The following is a 15,627-nucleotide window of genomic DNA, read 5'->3' as shown; positions in this document are numbered from 1 at the left end:
AGCGGGCCGAGACGGGTGCGTCCACCGGGCGCACGGCGGCCGGTGCCAGCGAAGTCGTGGTGATGCCGGCTGCGGCGCGGCGCGCGGCGATGCGCTCCTTGGCGCTGGCCGCGGCCTCATCGAAGTGATCCGCAGAAGCGGACCCGGCCATGAGGACCGCCCCGCCGGCCGTTACGGCGGCGACGATCAACAATCTCAAGATGCTTTTGGTCCTGGTCATCTGGGCTCCCGGTTTTGATCCATCTCGTGTAGTGCAGACGCGATACTGATGGACACACCGGGGTCGTGTCCACTCACTGTGAGGACGATCTCCGGCGGTGATGTGCCGGACGACCTGGCGGTGAGCTCCCGCCCACCGGACCCCCGTCCAAAGGCTGGCGACGGTGGTGGTGCTGGGCCCACAAACGGCCCGGAGGAGCCTCGACCAGGCTAAACCTCGCTCAACTTGAACTTGAGGGTCTGCCCTCGAGGCGTGGTGATCTTCCGATCACACCTTCAAGTAGAGCCCACAACAGTTGACCTGGGGGGCAGGTCGGACCCTCTACTTGCACGGCTCCCGGAAGAGCGGCGGGTCCTCGCGCGGCCACTGTCCGAGCGCGTAGCGCTTGCCGCTGCGGATGTAACAGAAGGTTCCGCGTCTGACGTTGGTCGTGTAGCTCTCGCCGGAGGCCGAGTACCAGATGGTCGCGGCGTCCTCGGACATCGTGTGGTTGCCGGGTCCGAATCCCCCACCGACCGCGTACAGCGGCGCGTCACCCGAACCGGGGGCCGGGAACTTCGCCTTGAACAGTCCGGACTGAAAGCTCTGCGCCGTGAGGTTGGGTCCGGCCATCTGTATTCCGGACGCGAGCAGCAGCAGCTCGTAGTAGCGCTCGTATGCGGCGCTCGCGTAGCCGTCGTCGCCGGTCTCGTAGGCGGGGTCGGCCTCCTTGATCGCCTGGTACCACGGCATGTCCTTTTGCGGCAGCCACTTGTTGTGGAACGTGAGGCCGAACGCATGCTCCGCGTGCTCGGCGGGGAACTTCTGTCCGACGCCGTCGTAGTCGAGGTAGTGGTAGCTGGAGACCAGCCACTCGGGGAAGTACACCTGCTGCGTCGCCGCCGGCATCAGCGAGTCGAAGTAGTGCCCTCCCTGGCACAGGCAGATGATCGACGTGACCTTCGCCTCCTGAAGCTTCAGGATCGTCTGCTGTCCGGTGGTCAGCTCGAGTTCGGCGGCCGGGACGACACCGCAGCCGTTGCGCAGCGCCGAGGTGAGGATGGAGCGGTCGGCGATCGATCCGTCGGCGGACTTGAAGTACACGAGTCCGAACACGCGCGGGGACGTGAGCTCGGCCGTCCCAGTCCCCCCGTACTGCGGGCGCCGTCCGGCCAGAGACTTGCAGATCCACTCGGCGTAGTTGCGCATCATCGTGTCGAAGGCCGGAAGGTAGTTCCACTCGTATGGGGCGTTGGCCGTGTAGTCGGCCTCCGTGCGGTTGGAAGCGTGGCTGTCGATGCCGAGGATCCCGCGTGCAGCCAGTGCGTCGTAGTAGTGGTGCTCGGCCCCCGACTTGGGCGGGTAAGCCAGCGAAGCGAAGGCCTTGATCCTTTCGTGGACGTCCACGGCGCTGGCCTGCATGTCCGACGCCTGGAACCCGCCGAACACGCCGCCGCGCGGCTGGTAGTTCACGAGCTTGATCTTGCGTCCGTAGAACTCGTATCGAAGGTTGAAGTGCTTTGCGAGACGTTCGGTGTCGCCGACCTTCTCCAGGGAGAACGGCCATGCGACGACGATCTCGTCGGCGGTCACTCCGGGGGCCGTCGCGCCCCCGTTGTCCTGCTTGGGGTCCCAGTAGGGGACGCACGGCGGTGACTGAGGGTCCTCTGTCTGGCGCGGCGGGTTGCCGTAGCAGCGGCGCGACCTGGGGACCGTGACCGGCGCGGGGGTCGGTCCCGCGAGTTCGTCCAGCTTTCCTCCCGCGGCGGCTATCTCCTCAGGTGTGGGAGTGGACCCGGGAGCCCGGCCTCCACCCGGGCCCGATGCCGACTGGCCCTGCTGTGACTCCGTTATCTGCTCGACGGACTGAGGGGCGAACTCGGCTATGCGCGGCGGGGGCGCCTGCGAGGAGTCGAGGGCGACGACGCCGACCACCAGCAGCAGGACCAGAGCGGTTGCTGCGTGGACCGCGGCGGGGGCCTTGGGACCCCGGGCGTGGCGTGGTGGCGTCAAAGCGGACACGGGCCCTCGGCGTCGGCGACGGGTGTGAAGTCACGATACCCCCGGACGGGGGAACGGATGGGGCCGGCAACGCGCGATACCCCCGAACGGGGGAACGGGAGGGCGCGGAGATGGGCTAGCCGACAGCGCGCAGGTGGCTACGGATCTTGTCCACCTGCTCGATGGTTACTTCGGGAGGCGTCTTGTCCCCGAACAGGTCGTCGGGATCGACCCCTGCGGCCTTCATCGCGTCCACCGCCGTGTACAGCGTGGCCGCCAGTTCCAAAAAGGCGTCGTAGGTCATGAACACGGTCTTGGGAATCGACCCGTCACTGCCCACGAGCACGGAGATCTCGTCGTCGCCCACGGGAAGGTTGTGGCGCTTGAACTTGAGGTTGTCCATGTCGTGCCCCTCGTCCCGGGCCGAAGGCCCGAACACAATCGAAGTCGGCTAGCGCCGGTTCAACGTATGTACCCGGTGGCCACACACGCCAAACCCCGTGTAGTGGCATCGTCCGGGGTCCTGCGCAGGTTACGGGTCGGCCGGGGGACAATAGGGACATGGCTGCGACCAGCAGGTACGAGTCACGCGAACGGCCCGAGGGCCTGGTGGCCAGGCTGAAGCTCAAGATCACCCGGCCCGTGGACCGCGCCCGGCGGCGGCGGCCGCTGCTGGACCGGGCCCTGACCACCGCCTCCTGCTACAAGCAGGGCGGCGGCGACCGGGAGGCGGCCGCACTCTCTTATTACGGCTTTCTGGCGGTGTTCCCCGCGATCCTGGTCGCGATTTCGGTCCTGGGGTTCGTGCTGCGGGACGCGGAGACGGTCCGGCAGACGATCTCGGAGGGGGTCCAGCGGGTTCTGCCCGGGGCGGCGTCGCTCCTCGAGCAGTCGCTTCGGACGATCCAGAGGCGAGCCGGGACCATCGGGGCCATCGGGATAGTCGGTCTGGTGTGGTCGGGCCTCGGCGCGATCGACGTCCTGCGGGGAGCGCTTGACCGCATGTTCGGGGTCAAGGAGGTCGGGGGCGTCAAGGGAAAGCTGCGCGACCTCAAGTTCGCCGTCGTCGCTGGGCTGCTGCTGCTGGCCTCTATTTCGTTCGGGGGCCTGGCGGCCGGAGGCGTGCACGCGCTCCTGGACAACATCGGCCTCGGGGAGCTGAAGCCCGTGGGGATCCTCATGACCCTGGTGCTGACCTTCCTCACCGACCTGGCGCTTTTCGTCCTGCTGTTCGCCACGCTGCCAAACCACGGGTACGGGTGGCGCAGGGTGCTGCAGGGGGCAGTCGTGGCAGCCATCGGGTGGACGCTGATGAAGTCCGTGGGCGGGTGGTACGTCGGGCGGACGGCGGCGCGGTCACAGGCGAGCTACGGCGTGGCGGCCGCCGCGTTCGGACTTCTCATCACCATCAACCTCGCCTCGCGGCTGACCTTGTTCTCGGCGGAGTGGGCGGCGCAGTCGGCGGGGTGCGGCAGCGACAAGGAGCGCAGACCCGCCACACGGGCGCGGAGGCCGAGGGCAGAGTTCGGTGGGATCGAGGACAACACCGCGGCCGAGCGAATCGAAAGGACGTTGGAGGAGCGGGCGCGGCGCAAAAGGAAGCTGAAGGACAGCCGCAAGCGACGCGACGAAAACGCCGCTCCCGGCAGGACGTGGATCGGACTCGCGCTGGTGTTCCTTGCCGACCGCGTCTACAGACGGGACCGCGGCTCCGCCTGAGCCTCCGCTGTCTGCACCCAGTCGGGCTCGAGCGACTCGGGGCCCAGCACAAGGTCGAAGGTTTCTGCCAGCCACATGGTGCTGCCCCGAGCCCATGAGCGGTCGAACTCCAAGTCTCCGAGCCTGTCGCGGCAGCGGCTGAGCGCATTCGCCAGCTTCTCCCGAACCCACGGGACTAGTGGTTCTCCGTACCGGCGCCTCGCCGCTTCGGCTGCAGCCGCGACTATGACTGCCGAGCCGCTGGGATCGAAGACCGACTCCACGTAGAAAAAGCACTCGAGCGCGCGCAGGGTCCAGATGAGATGGCTCGGGCCAAAGTTGCGTGCGTGCCCCAGCGCCTGTCGAGCCTGGAGCCGCGAGCCCTCTTCTCCATGAAGCGCATCAAGCCACGCAAGCCCACACAAGCTCTCGACTGTGAAGCGGGGAATGTCATACCGCTCCCCCACATCCAGCGCCAGCTGCAGGCGCGACCGCGCGGATTGCACGTTGCCCTCCTGAAGGTCGAGCCATCCCAGGAACAGCTGCGCATCACTCAGCCCGATTTCCTCTGATGCTTCGTTGCGATACAGCTCCAACGCCCGCTCGGCCACCACTCGCGCCTCATCTGGTCTTCCCCGGAGCAGGTGGATCACTGCGAGATCGCACAGGCAAATGGCACGCATGACGCGGGTACCCGACGCCTCGGACGCGGCGAGCGCTCGTAGAAAGACCTCCTCAGCGGCGTCGGGACCACGAGCGCACAGCAGGCCCCACCCCCATGCCAGCAGGGACAGGAGGACGGCTTCATGCTCCCCCATCCTTTGAGAGATCCGAACGGACCTCTCCAGGTCTGCCAGCGCCGAAGAGTGATCACCAACGTTGAGGCGGTGGATGCCCCGGGACAGGAGCACGTCCGCCGTCCGCCACGAAGATCCCGACTCCTCAGCCAGGGACACAGCCTCTCCGAGCAGGGCATCGGCCTCGCTGTCGGGGCGATCCACGGGTTCCAGGGAGGCCAGCGCCTTGAGGGCGGAGATTCGAGCGTCCGGATCCTTCGACTGACCCATCGCCTTCCGCAGTTCCCGGGAAAGTGCGGCCGTGTCTGCCGACCCTTTCCAGCGGATCCCCCAGATGTTCAATGTCAGCGGGCGCACCAGGTCTGCCGGGTCGCCTGTGGCCCTCGCCGTCTCCAGGCTCTGCCGGGACAGCTCATCGGCCGACCGGTAGTCCCCCTTGGCCGCGGCGCCGTAAGACATGTACATCAGGCACCTCGACTCCCCCGCCCGGTCGCCGAGATCCCTGTAGATGGCCAGGGCCCGCTCGAGCCGAAGCGTGCTCTGGTCCGCGTCCACCGGTATCACCGCCGGCCTACCCGGCATCTCACATGCGCGCGCGAGCCACTCCAGCGGTGCATCCGGGGCGGCGTCCAGTGACCGGTCGATCCACACGTTGCCCTCGCTCCAGCGGTCCCGGCGCCAGAACTGAGTGAGCGCGGCGGACATCCTCAGCGCAGATAGACCCTCGTCCTGTCCGAGGCTCCATTCGAGGGCCGCGCGAATGTTGTCCAGCTCGGCCTCCAGCTGCTGCACCCAGTGCGCCTGATCCCGACCCGTTAGATGTGGCTCGGCCCGCTCGGCGAGGTCGACGCACCAGTCACGGTGCCTCGCTCTGACTTCCGAGACCTCTCGAGCAGCCACAAGCTTCTCCAATGCGTACTGGCGGATCGTCTCGAGCAGCCGGTGCCTGCCGTCGGCGTCCACCGAGACCAGAGACTTGGAGATCAGGGCGGACACCAGATCCAGGACGTCCAGCGCCCCGATGTCCACGCCCGCGCACACCGCTTCCGCGGCGTCCATCGTGAAGCCACCCACGAACACGGACAGACGCATCAGCGCCGCCTGCTCGCGCTCGTCGAGCAGGTCGTAGCTCCAGTCGATGGTCGCCCTCAGCGTCTGATGCCGCTCAAGGGCTGTGCGACTGCCTCCCGTAAGCATGCGGAAGAAGTCGCCGAGCCGCGCGGCCACTTGCTCGACCGGCATCGCGCGCACCCGGGCGGCCGCCAGCTCCAGCGCCAGGGGAACGCCCTCGAGCCTGCGGCAGATGTCCGCAACCGGATGGGCGGTCTCGTCGTTCAGCTCGAAGCCGGCATTCGCTGCTTTGGCCCGGTCGCTGAAAAGAAGCACCGACTCGGTGCTTTCGATGTCCACGGCCCCCGTCGCGTGCTCGGACGGCACCGCCAACGAAGGCACCGTCCACACGGCCTCACCGCGAACCTCGAGGGCCTCCCTGCTGGTGGCGAGGATCCGCACGTCCGGACACCGGGTCAGCAGGGCCTCGGCCAGCCCGGCGCTTCCGCCGATCAGGTGCTCGCAGTTGTCGAGCACGATCAGCAGGCTCTGGGAAAGCAGGGCCGACTGCAGCGTCTCTGCAACCGGACGCCCCGGCTCCTCCCGGACGCCGAGGGGAGCCGCAACCGCCGCGGCGACCTTGTCCGGATCGGACACACCCGCCAGTTCCACGAGCCAGACCCCGTCCGCGAACTCTGCGGACAAGGAAGCGGCGGCCTCCAGAGCGAGCCGGGTCTTGCCGCAGCCGCCCACGCCGGTCAGGGTGACCAGACGGGAGCCGGCCAGCATCTCCCGCACCTTCTCGAGTTCCGCCTCGCGCCCGATAAACGAGCTGAGCCGCGCGGGCAGGTTCGTGCGTCCGGCGTCCAGGGAGCGCGGCGGGGGAAGGTCGGAAGGCAGCTCCGGATGTCCCAGCTGGTACAGCCGCTGCGGCTCGTCGAGGTCCTTGAGCCTGTGGCTGCCGACATCGCGCAGCGAAACCTCGGCCGGCATCTGGCCCACGAGCTGCCTAGTGGACTCCGACATCAGCACCTGGCCTCCGTGAGCCGCGGAGCAGATCCGGGCGGCTTGGTGGACGGTCAGTCCGACGTACCCGCCCGGCGTCAGGTCCACATCGCCGGTATGGATTCCCATCCTCACCCGGACCGGCGGCTCTACGTCCCAGGCGAGGAGAGCCCGCTGCCCGTCCAGCGCACAGGCAACCGCTCCTGCAGCAGTGGGGAAGGCGGCCATGAGGGAATCGCCCTCGGCCCCCATGTCGAACCCACCGTTGCGTTCCACCGCCTCCCTCAGCAGCCGGTAGTGCTCCTCCAGGACGGCTGCGTAACGGGGGCCGAGATGCTGCAACATCCGGGTCGAGCCCTCGATGTCGCTGAAAAGAAATGTGACGGTCCCGGTGGGGAGATCCGACGGCTGGGACATGAACGCGAAATCTACCTGCTCAGCCGATCTGCTCGAAGTGGTAGAGGACGCCGTTGGTAACGCCGTGGGTCGGGTAGGCCTTGTCGTTCCACGGCATCACCTGCCAGTGAAGGTCCCCCGGCAGGTGGTCTCCGGTGGTGAGGTCGAAGTCGTCGTCCAAGCCCTCGGCCTCCCCGATGTAGGAAGTGGAAGTCTCGAAGACGCTCTCGCCGGTTGTGAGGTCCACAGACCAGATCTGCTGTCCGTCGTCCTGTCCGGCCAGGAACAGCCGGTCGCCGACGAACGTGGCGCCGGTTACCTTCGAAGGAGGCACGGCCCCCGGCAGCCTCTTCACGGCTTTGATGGGGGCCGCGCCGGGGGCCGCGTGGTGCTGGGTCAGGTCGTTCATGTCGTAGGCGAGAAGGTCGCGGCCGGTGCTCGTCCAGAGAAGCTTTCCGTCCGGTGACACCTCGGCCCACATCGCCTTCGGGATCTCCGTGGGGTCGAGCTTGACGTACCAGAGCATCTGCAGCGTGTGGGCGTCCGCGACGCCGATGGACCCCGTCTTGCAGGTGTTGCCCGCCTGGAAGTAGTAGCACTCAAGCGGCAGGTACAGAAGTCCGGCGTGGTGGGACAGGTCGCCCACGTGGTTGTAGCCCTCGCGCAGGTGGACGTCCGGAGGGATTACGTCGTGGTTCGCGCCGGTCTCGTTGAGGTCCGGGTCCGTGCGGTACAGCCCGAGGTGGACTCCCGTGAAGTAGCGGTTGCCGGACGGGTCGTGGGTCATCCCCTGGAAGTACGTGAGCGGGACCTTGGTCTTCTGGTCGAGCTCGCGCCAGTGGGAGCCGGGGCCGGGATGCGCCGCATGCGCGGCGCCGACCGTGTGCATCAGCAGGCAGGCGATCAGCGCGGCACGTCGCATTGGGGGCATGGCGTCAGGGGTTCGCCGCGGGGGCCGAATCCCCTCCACCTGGACCCTTACGTGCGGTCGGGGACCTCCTCAGGGTCCATCGACTGACTCACCTGGTCGTCCTTCGGCAGCGCGCAGGACGAGCGCCGCGCGCGTATCCCGGGGATTCTCAGCCCTATCAACGCCATGGGGATGACCAGCGTCCACAGCGCAACAGGCTTGTTGGATGTGAGCAAGATCAACCCCACGGCCAGGGAGCTCAACGGCGCCAGGCGCGTGACGAGCCAATTCAACGCTTTGGCCGAGGCCCGGGACCCGGGCCTTGTGGTGGCTGGACCTCAGCCGCCGCCCGGGAGGAACCCCACGACGGCCAGGGCGAACCAAGCTGCGGCCACGATGACGTTTTCGGCTCCCACGAGTCCATCGTAGACCGGCTACTCGGCCCCCACCGGCCCCCGTAGCAGGCCTGAGGCATCCACGCGGTGCGTCCGGATCTCGCCGGCTTCCTCCGCCACGGCTATGGCAGCCGCGTATCCCTCCGGGGCGTCCAGATCCCAGATCGTCCAGGCAGTCGGCTCCCCCGGCACCCGAAGGCGCCTCACCGGAAGGCTGCGCGAGACTCCCGTCTCGACGTCGCGCAGCGGGACCGACAGCCCGCGGCCGGTCGCCTTCAGCAGGGCCTCCTTGCGCGTCCAGCACACGAAAAAGGCGACGCGCCGGTCGCGGGGCGAAAGCGCGGCGAGCGCGTCGGCCTCAGCCGGTGAGAAGAACCTTCGCGACAGCGTGTCGATGTCCGGGGACTCGTCGATGCGCTCCACGTCCACTCCGAGCCGTCCGCCGCGGGTGACCGCAAGCAGGGCGACGTCGCCTGAGTGGGAGACGTTGAACTCCACTCCCCCGCCGTCCACGTAAAGCTTCCCGTGTTCGCCGGCCGCAAGGACCACCTCTCGCGGGTCGCGGTCCAGCCACTCGCCGATGACCCGCCGCAGGCAGGCGCGCGTGAGGACGAAAGACCGTCTGGGGGCCGGGACCCGGAACCGGTTCGCGCGCTCGATCTCGTCCGGCGCGAGCAGGGCCTCCGCCTCGTGCACGACCTGGTCGCCGCCGCCGCACAGCGACACTACCCAGACGTGCACGTGCGGCGGCGCGCCGCCCCGGCGTTCCATGCGACTAGTTTGCCGCCGTGTCCTGGTACACCGCACGCAGGACTAGCTCCCGGCACTCGTGGATGAAAAAGTGGGAGCCGGGGAACATCCGCAGCGTGAACTTGCCGGAGGTCTGCTCCTTCCACGGCGCCAGCCGCTCGCGCGAGATGAGCTTGTCCTCCAGTCCCCCGTAGGCGGCGATGTCGCACGGCAGAGGCGGCTGCGGACGGTATTCGTAGGTCTCGGCGACGGCGAAGTCCGCGCGCAGCGCGGGCATCATCAGGTCCATCAGCTCGCGGTTGTCCAGGACGTCGTCGGACGTGCCGCTCAGCCCCCTCAGGCCCTGGATGAACACGTCGTCGGGCGCGTCGTGGATGCGCGGGTGATCCGACGGCACCGTCGGCGCGTGGTGCGCGGACACGATCAGCGTCGCAGGCAGCGGCAGTCCCTCGGACCTCAACCGGCGGGCCAGCTCGAATCCGAGCATGGCGCCGAGGCTGTGGCCGAAGAACACGAAGGGCGGCGTCAGCTCCGGCGAGATCTCGTGGAACAACGAGTCGATCAGCGGCGGAAGCGAAGAGACGGGCGGCTCCTTCAACCGCCACTCCCGCCCGGGAAGAGTCACCGCGCGCACCTCGATGTCCGGCGCGAGGACGTCGGCCCACGGACGGTACGGCGCGGCGCCTGCGCCCGCGTTCGGGAAGCAGTACAGCGCCAGCCGCGCCTGGGGGCTGGGCTTGGGGACGACCAGCCAGCGGCCGCCGCTCAAGGTACCGTCGCGCGCAGGGCCTGGACGAACGACTCGCACAGCGCCTGCACCGTCCCGGGCTCGTGGAGGCTCTCGCTGTAGGCGCAGTCCACGGCGAGCTCGTCGTCGACCACCGCGCACGTGAACTCCAGGAGGTGCTCGCGGACGGAGTCCGGGCTGCGGGCCGGACCCGTCAGCTCGTCCAACGGCGTGAACCAGGTCAGTCCGGACGCCGGCTGCGTCTGGCTCCCGAAGTAGTTGAAGCTGATCTGCGCCTGCGGAAGAGACGCCAGGCGGGGTTCGGACTCGGACAGATACCGCAGGACGCCGTAGCCGAGTCCGCCGTTGGGGATCTCCCGCAGTCGGCGGACCACCGGCTCCAGGTCCCCGGGCGATTCGGGGGCCGGGACCCACAGCGGGTAGACGGCGGTAAACCATCCCACGGTCCCGGACAGCTCCATGGCGTCGAACAGCTCGTGTCGGCCGTGTCCCTCCAGGTCCAGCAGGACGCCTCCGGCGCCGGTCCAGTCCGCGACCGCCCGAGCCAGGGCGGCGAGCAGCACCTCCTGAGGCTGGGCCCCCAGTTCGGACTTCACCCGCGTCAGCAGCGACCGAGTTTTCTCCGCGTCCAGGACGACCGACGCGATCTGCGCGGATGCAACGGTGTTGACGCCGTCCGAACGGTCGACGGGGAGGGGCGGGACATCCTGGGTAATGGACCCAAGCCAGAAGTCCAGTTCCTGAGCGAGCTTCGGCGACTGCGCGTACTCGTCCAGCCTCGACGCCCACCACCGAAACGACGTCGTCTTGGGCGGCATCTCCACCGGATCCCCCGCGTCCAGCGACTCGTACGCGCCGTCGAGGTCCTCCAGCAGGACCGGCCACGACAGCGCGTCCACGCACAGGTGGTGGACCACCAGCAGCAGCCGGGAGCCGCCATCGTCGCCGGCGTCAAAGAGCACGGCGCGCACGACCGGACCGTCGGTCACGTCGATGGACCCGTGCGCCCGCTCGGCCGCCGACCACACGGCCTCCAGGCGCTGCTCCTCGCTCAGGCCCTTCACGCCGACAACCTCGAGCGGCACCGCCTGACCGGGCTCGATCATCCGCTGGGCCCAGCCGTCCGCGGTCCGCGCAGCGCGCAGGCGCAGCGCATCATGGTGGTCCGCGACGGCCTGGAGGGCGCGGCGCAGCAGGTCCGGGTCGGCATCGTCGGAGACCGCGAGCATCACCGCCTGGTTGAAGTGGTGCGGGTCGTCGCCGTGGGTGTCGAAAAACCACCGCTGGACCGGCGTCAGCGGCACCGGCCCGGTCAGCACCCCCTGTTCGGCCTCCCGGGCGAAGCCCACGGTCTCCACGCGCGCGAGGTCGGCGATCGTCTGGTTCTGAAACAGGATCTTGGGAGTCAGCGGGAGCCCGGCCTCGTTGGCCTTCGCGACGATGCGGATGGCGGCCATGGAGTCGCCGCCGAGGTCGAAGAAGTTGTCGTAGATGCCGACCTTGTCCAGGCGCAGCACGGAGGCCCAGATGTCGGCGAACGCGCGCTGTGCGTCGTTGCGCGGAGGCGTGTACTCGGCCTCCAGGTCCGGACGCGCCGGCTGCGGCGCGGGCAAGGCCTTGCGGTCCACCTTGCCGTGCGCGCTCAGCGGGAGCTCGTCGAGCAGGACGAAGACCGACGGGATCATCCACTCCGGGACGATGTCCGCCATGTGCGCGCGCAGCGCGGACGCTCCCGGCGGGTCGTCCGGACTAGCGACCACGTAACCGACGAGCTTGGAAGTCCCGTCGCCTTCGGACCTCGCTGCCACGGCGCACCGCACCACCTGCGGGTGCGAGGACAGCGCCGCCTCGACCTCGCCCAGCTCGATGCGGTGCCCGCGCACCTTCACCTGCTCGTCGGTGCGGCCCAGAAACGCGATCGAGCCATTGGAGCGGTGACGTCCGAGGTCGCCGGTGCGGTACAGGCGGGAGCCGGGGGTCCTGGAGAACGGGTCCGGGACGAAGCGCTCCGCGGTCAGAGAAGAGCGGCCGAGGTATCCGCGCGCGACTCCGGCCCCCCCGATGTAAAGCTCCCCGGGCGTGCCGACCGGGACGGGGCGCATCCGGGAGTCGAGCACGTAGACGGTGGTATTGCGGATCGGCCGTCCGGTGACCGGCTCGTCGCCGACGCGGAGCTCGGCCCCCGTGGCCCAGATGGCCGTCTCGGTGGGCCCGTAGAGGTTGAAAAACCGGCGGCCGTGCGACCAGGCCGACAGCAGCTCGGGCGAGCACGGCTCTCCGGCCGTGCCGGCCAGGCGCAGGTGCGGCAGATCCGCCGCCGGTGTGACAGACAGCGCCGAAGCCACGACAGTCGCCACCGTCACCCCGTCCTGGGACAGCACCCGGTGCAGGTCGGGCCCCGGCATCAGCGGCTCCCCCGTTCCCACGCGCAGCGAGCCGCCGGACGAAAGAGCCAGAAGCATCTCGTACACCGACGCGTCGAAGCCGATGGGGGCGAACTGGAGCACGCGGTCACCGCTGCCGAGTCCGAACGTCTCCGCCATCGCCCGTGACAGGTTCATCAGTCCCGAGTGAGGGACCATCACGGCCTTGGGATGTCCGGTCGAGCCGGACGTGTAGATGACGTAGGCGAGCGAGTCCGGGTGGACGGCCACGTCAGGCGCGGTGTCCGGCTGCTCGTCCAGGGCTGGGTCGTCCAGGCAGATCGCGTCGGATGACTGCACTAGCTCGCGCAACTGCGGAGTCGTCACCACCAGCGAAGGACGCGCGTCGTCCAGCATGTAGTCCAGCCGGCGGCGCGGGTAGGCCGGGTCCAACGGCAGGTACGCCGCCCCGGACTTCATCACGCCCAGCATCGCCACGACCACGTCCGCCCCCCGGGGCAGCAGGACCCCGACCGGCGAGTCAACACGCGCTCCGCGGGCGAGAAGCAGGCGGGCCAGGCGGTTGGCGCGGCGGTCCAGCTCGCCGTAGGTCACTTCGAGGTCCCGTCCGGAGAAAAGAGCAGTGGCGCCGGGATCCAGTGCCGCGAACGATGCCACCTGCTCGTGAAGCGCAAGCTCACCGTCGCGGGGGGCGGAGGTGTCGTTAAAGGACTCCACGACCGTCCGCCGGTCTTCGTCCGAAAGAAGCTCCAGCTCCGCCACGCGCGCCGCCGGGGTCACGGCCACGGACTGCAGAAGCGCCTTGTACTGCCGGGCGAACCGGTGGATCGTGTCGCGGTCGAACATCGTGGTGTTGAAGTTGATCGCGCCCTCGTAGCCGTCCGGCGACGGGGAAAGGTCCATCGACAGTTCGAACTTCGCGCTGGGCGGCTCCACCTCCTCGAAGTCGGCCTCCAGCCCGGGCAGGTCCAGGTCGGGAAGGGGCGCGTTCTGCAGGGCGAACACCACCTGGAACAAAGGAGACGTGGACAGGTCCCGCGGGGGCTTGAGCTCCTCCACGAGCTTTTCAAAGGGCAGGTCCTGGTGCGCGAAGGCTCCCAGGGCCATCTCCTTCACGCGTCCGATCAGCTCCTCGAACGTGGGGTTCCCGGACAGGTCCACGCGCAGCACTAGGGTGTTGATGAAAAAGCCGATCAGCGGCTCGACCTCCGCACGGTTGCGTCCGGCGATGGGTGAGCCGATGACGATTTCGTCGCCGGCCCCCATGCGGTGGAGCATCGTCGCGTACGCCGCGACCAGGACCATGAACGGCGTCGCGCCCGTCCGCAGGGCTAGCGAGTCGACCGCAGCGGACACGTCACCCTGGATGTCGAAGCCGATCGAGGCGCCGTCGAACGTCTGGATCGGGGGGCGGGGGCGGTCCGAAGGCAGGTCGATGGATGCAGGTACGCCTTCCAGGGCGCGGCGCCAGTAGTCGAGGTGCTCGCGAAGGACATCCCCGGACAGCCGCTCGCGCTGCCAGGCCGCGTAGTCGGCGTACTGGACCTGCAGCGGCTCCAGCGGCGATGCACGTCCGTCGATAAACGCCTCGTACAGCCCGGAAAGCTCCCGGACGAACACGCCCATGGACCAGCCGTCCGAAACGATGTGGTGCATGGCCAGGACCAGCAGGTGGTCGGTGCCCGACAGCCGGACGAGCGTCGCGCGCAGAAGGGGGCCGAGGCTCAGGTCAAAGGGGCGCTCGGCCTCCAGGACCGCCTCGCGCAGCGCCGCCTGCTCGACCTCGGACGCGTCCAGGTACGACACGTCCAGCGACCTCAGGCGCAGGGGCAGCGACTCGGCGATCCGCTGGACGGCCGCGCCGCGGACGGTGTCGAACGTCGTGCGCAGCGCCTCGTGCCGGCGTACGATCTCGTCCAGCGCAGCCTCTAGACAGTCCGCGCGCAGGTCGCCGCGCAGCCGGATCGCGACGGAGACGTTGTAGACGCTGGAGCCCGGGTCGAACTGGTCGATGATCCACAGACGCGACTGCGGAAACGAAAGCGGAAGCTCTCCGTCGCGCGGGACGGGGACGACGGGGTGGTCGGTCGTGCGAACCGACGCGTCCACCAGCGCCGAGAGCCCTTGGACGGTGGAGGCCTCGAACAGAAACCGCAGCGGCAGCTCCACGCTTAGGCGGTCGCGGATGCGCGAGATCACCTGGGCCCCCGCCAGGGAGTGCCCGCCGAGGGCGAAAAAGTCGTCGGTCGCTCCGGGGACGGGGACCGCCAGGACGTCAGCGAAGACCCGAGCCACCGCGAGCTCCGTGCCGGTGCGCGGCTCGATGCGCTCCATCGGCGCCGCGGCGAGCGGCTCCGGCAGCGCATCGCGGTCCACCTTGCCGCTGGCGGTCAGAGGCAACTCGTCGAGCGGCGTGATCGACGACGGCATCATCCATTCCGGCAGCGCACGCAACGCGTGAGCCCGCACATCGTCGATGGCTTCACCGCGGCCGACGACGTAGGCGGCCAGGGTGGTGGTCCCGGCCGCCACGCGCGGCACGACGACGGCCTGCCGGATCTCGGGGTGGGATTCCAACGCCGCCCGGACCTCCCCCGGCTCGACGCGGTGTCCCCGGACCTGGACCTGTTCGTCGGCTCGGCCGAGGAACTCGATGCGGCCCCCGGACGTCCACCGCGCCAGATCGCCCGTCCGGTACAGCCTTTCGCCGACGCCGGAGAACGGGTCCGGAACGAACCGCTCGGCGGTCAGTCCGGGCCTGCCGAGGTAGCCGCGGGCGAGACCCGGTCCGCCGATGCACAACTCCCCCGGCACGCCGACGGGGGCCCGGTTGAGGCGGGAGTCCAGGATGCGCACCCGGATGTTGGAGATCGGGCGGCCGATGTCCGGGGGCCGTTCGACCGGTTCCGACTCGACGGTCGCCGCCGTCGCGATGCACGTGCACTCGGTGGGGCCATAAAGGTTGAGCACGGGCCCACCACCCGCGGGAGGACGCCGGGTCAGGCGGTCGCCGCCGGCGGACATCGCCCCCGGCACGCGCGGCCACGCCCCGTCGGAAATCATGGCCTCCACGACGGGCGTCGACGCGAACGAAAGCCGCGGCTGCGCGCTCTCCAGCCACCGCGACAGTGCCCGCGGGTCGCCGCGGACGTCGTCCGGGACGAACCTGACGTGGGCGCCGGCGCACAGAGCCGGCCACAGCTCCCACACCGACGCGTCAAAGCCGAGGCTGGAGATCTGCGTGACCACGTCCCGGGGGCCGAGCGGATGGAACCGCAGAGCCCAGTCCACCAG

At 69.1% G+C, this 15,627-nt stretch carries 10 protein-coding genes; 1 reads left to right on the top strand and 9 read right to left on the bottom strand.

Going from position 1 to position 15,627, the window contains the following annotated elements:
- From VNE62_06815 to VNE62_06805, 3 genes are all read right to left on the bottom strand, one after another.
- Positions 1-220: hypothetical protein (locus VNE62_06815; GenBank protein HVE91994.1), on the bottom strand; the 220-nt coding region annotated here is incomplete at its 3' end.
- 321 nt (positions 221-541) lie between these two features.
- Positions 542-2,221 (bottom strand): hypothetical protein, encoded by a 1,680-nt coding sequence (locus tag VNE62_06810; protein ID HVE91993.1) that lies wholly within the window; start codon positions 2,219-2,221, stop codon positions 542-544.
- A 115-nt stretch (positions 2,222-2,336) separates the two neighbouring features.
- Positions 2,337-2,603 (bottom strand): hypothetical protein, encoded by a 267-nt coding sequence (locus tag VNE62_06805; protein ID HVE91992.1) that lies wholly within the window; start codon positions 2,601-2,603, stop codon positions 2,337-2,339.
- 158 nt (positions 2,604-2,761) lie between these two features.
- Here VNE62_06805 and VNE62_06800 point away from each other — a divergent pair, with 158 nt between their 5' ends.
- Positions 2,762-3,919, top strand: a complete 1,158-nt coding sequence (locus VNE62_06800) for a YihY/virulence factor BrkB family protein (GenBank protein ID HVE91991.1) — start codon at positions 2,762-2,764, stop codon at positions 3,917-3,919.
- Here the strand turns inward: VNE62_06800 and VNE62_06795 are convergent.
- From VNE62_06795 to VNE62_06770, 6 genes are all read right to left on the bottom strand, one after another.
- On the bottom strand, positions 3,892-7,167 hold the full coding sequence (locus tag VNE62_06795) for a tetratricopeptide repeat protein (protein HVE91990.1): 3,276 nt from the start codon (positions 7,165-7,167) through the stop codon (positions 3,892-3,894). The genes VNE62_06800 and VNE62_06795 overlap by 28 nt on opposite strands.
- A 19-nt stretch (positions 7,168-7,186) precedes the next feature.
- Positions 7,187-8,068, bottom strand: coding sequence for a hypothetical protein (locus VNE62_06790; protein ID HVE91989.1), 882 nt, complete (start codon positions 8,066-8,068; stop codon positions 7,187-7,189).
- Positions 8,069-8,124: 56 nt separating this feature from the next.
- Positions 8,125-8,349 (bottom strand): hypothetical protein, encoded by a 225-nt coding sequence (locus tag VNE62_06785; protein HVE91988.1) that lies wholly within the window; start codon positions 8,347-8,349, stop codon positions 8,125-8,127.
- 141 nt (positions 8,350-8,490) lie between these two features.
- Complete coding sequence (locus VNE62_06780; protein HVE91987.1) at positions 8,491-9,222, bottom strand: 4'-phosphopantetheinyl transferase superfamily protein; 732 nt, start codon at positions 9,220-9,222, stop codon at positions 8,491-8,493.
- A 4-nt stretch (positions 9,223-9,226) separates the two neighbouring features.
- Complete coding sequence (locus VNE62_06775) at positions 9,227-9,970, bottom strand: alpha/beta fold hydrolase (GenBank protein ID HVE91986.1); 744 nt, start codon at positions 9,968-9,970, stop codon at positions 9,227-9,229.
- The gene (locus VNE62_06770; GenBank protein HVE91985.1) at positions 9,967-15,624 is read right to left on the bottom strand and encodes an amino acid adenylation domain-containing protein; all 5,658 of its coding nucleotides are present in this window, start codon (positions 15,622-15,624) and stop codon (positions 9,967-9,969) included. The genes VNE62_06775 and VNE62_06770 overlap by 4 nt, the downstream gene beginning before the upstream one ends.
- Positions 15,625-15,627: the final 3 nt, after the last annotated feature.

The organism is Actinomycetota bacterium, from assembly GCA_035536535.1.
GTDB lineage: Bacteria > Actinomycetota > JAICYB01 > JAICYB01 > JAICYB01 > DATLNZ01.
This window is presented reverse-complemented; position numbering and strand designations above follow the sequence as displayed.

Coding starts and splice junctions, on each gene's coding strand:
- VNE62_06805 (HVE91992.1), bottom strand. CDS start 2,603: ATGGACAACCTCAAGTTCAAGCGCCACAACCTTCCCGTGGGCGACGAC.
- VNE62_06800 (HVE91991.1), top strand. CDS start 2,762: ATGGCTGCGACCAGCAGGTACGAGTCACGCGAACGGCCCGAGGGCCTG.
- VNE62_06795 (HVE91990.1), bottom strand. CDS start 7,167: ATGTCCCAGCCGTCGGATCTCCCCACCGGGACCGTCACATTTCTTTTC.
- VNE62_06790 (HVE91989.1), bottom strand. CDS start 8,068: ATGCGACGTGCCGCGCTGATCGCCTGCCTGCTGATGCACACGGTCGGC.
- VNE62_06780 (HVE91987.1), bottom strand. CDS start 9,222: ATGGAACGCCGGGGCGGCGCGCCGCCGCACGTGCACGTCTGGGTAGTG.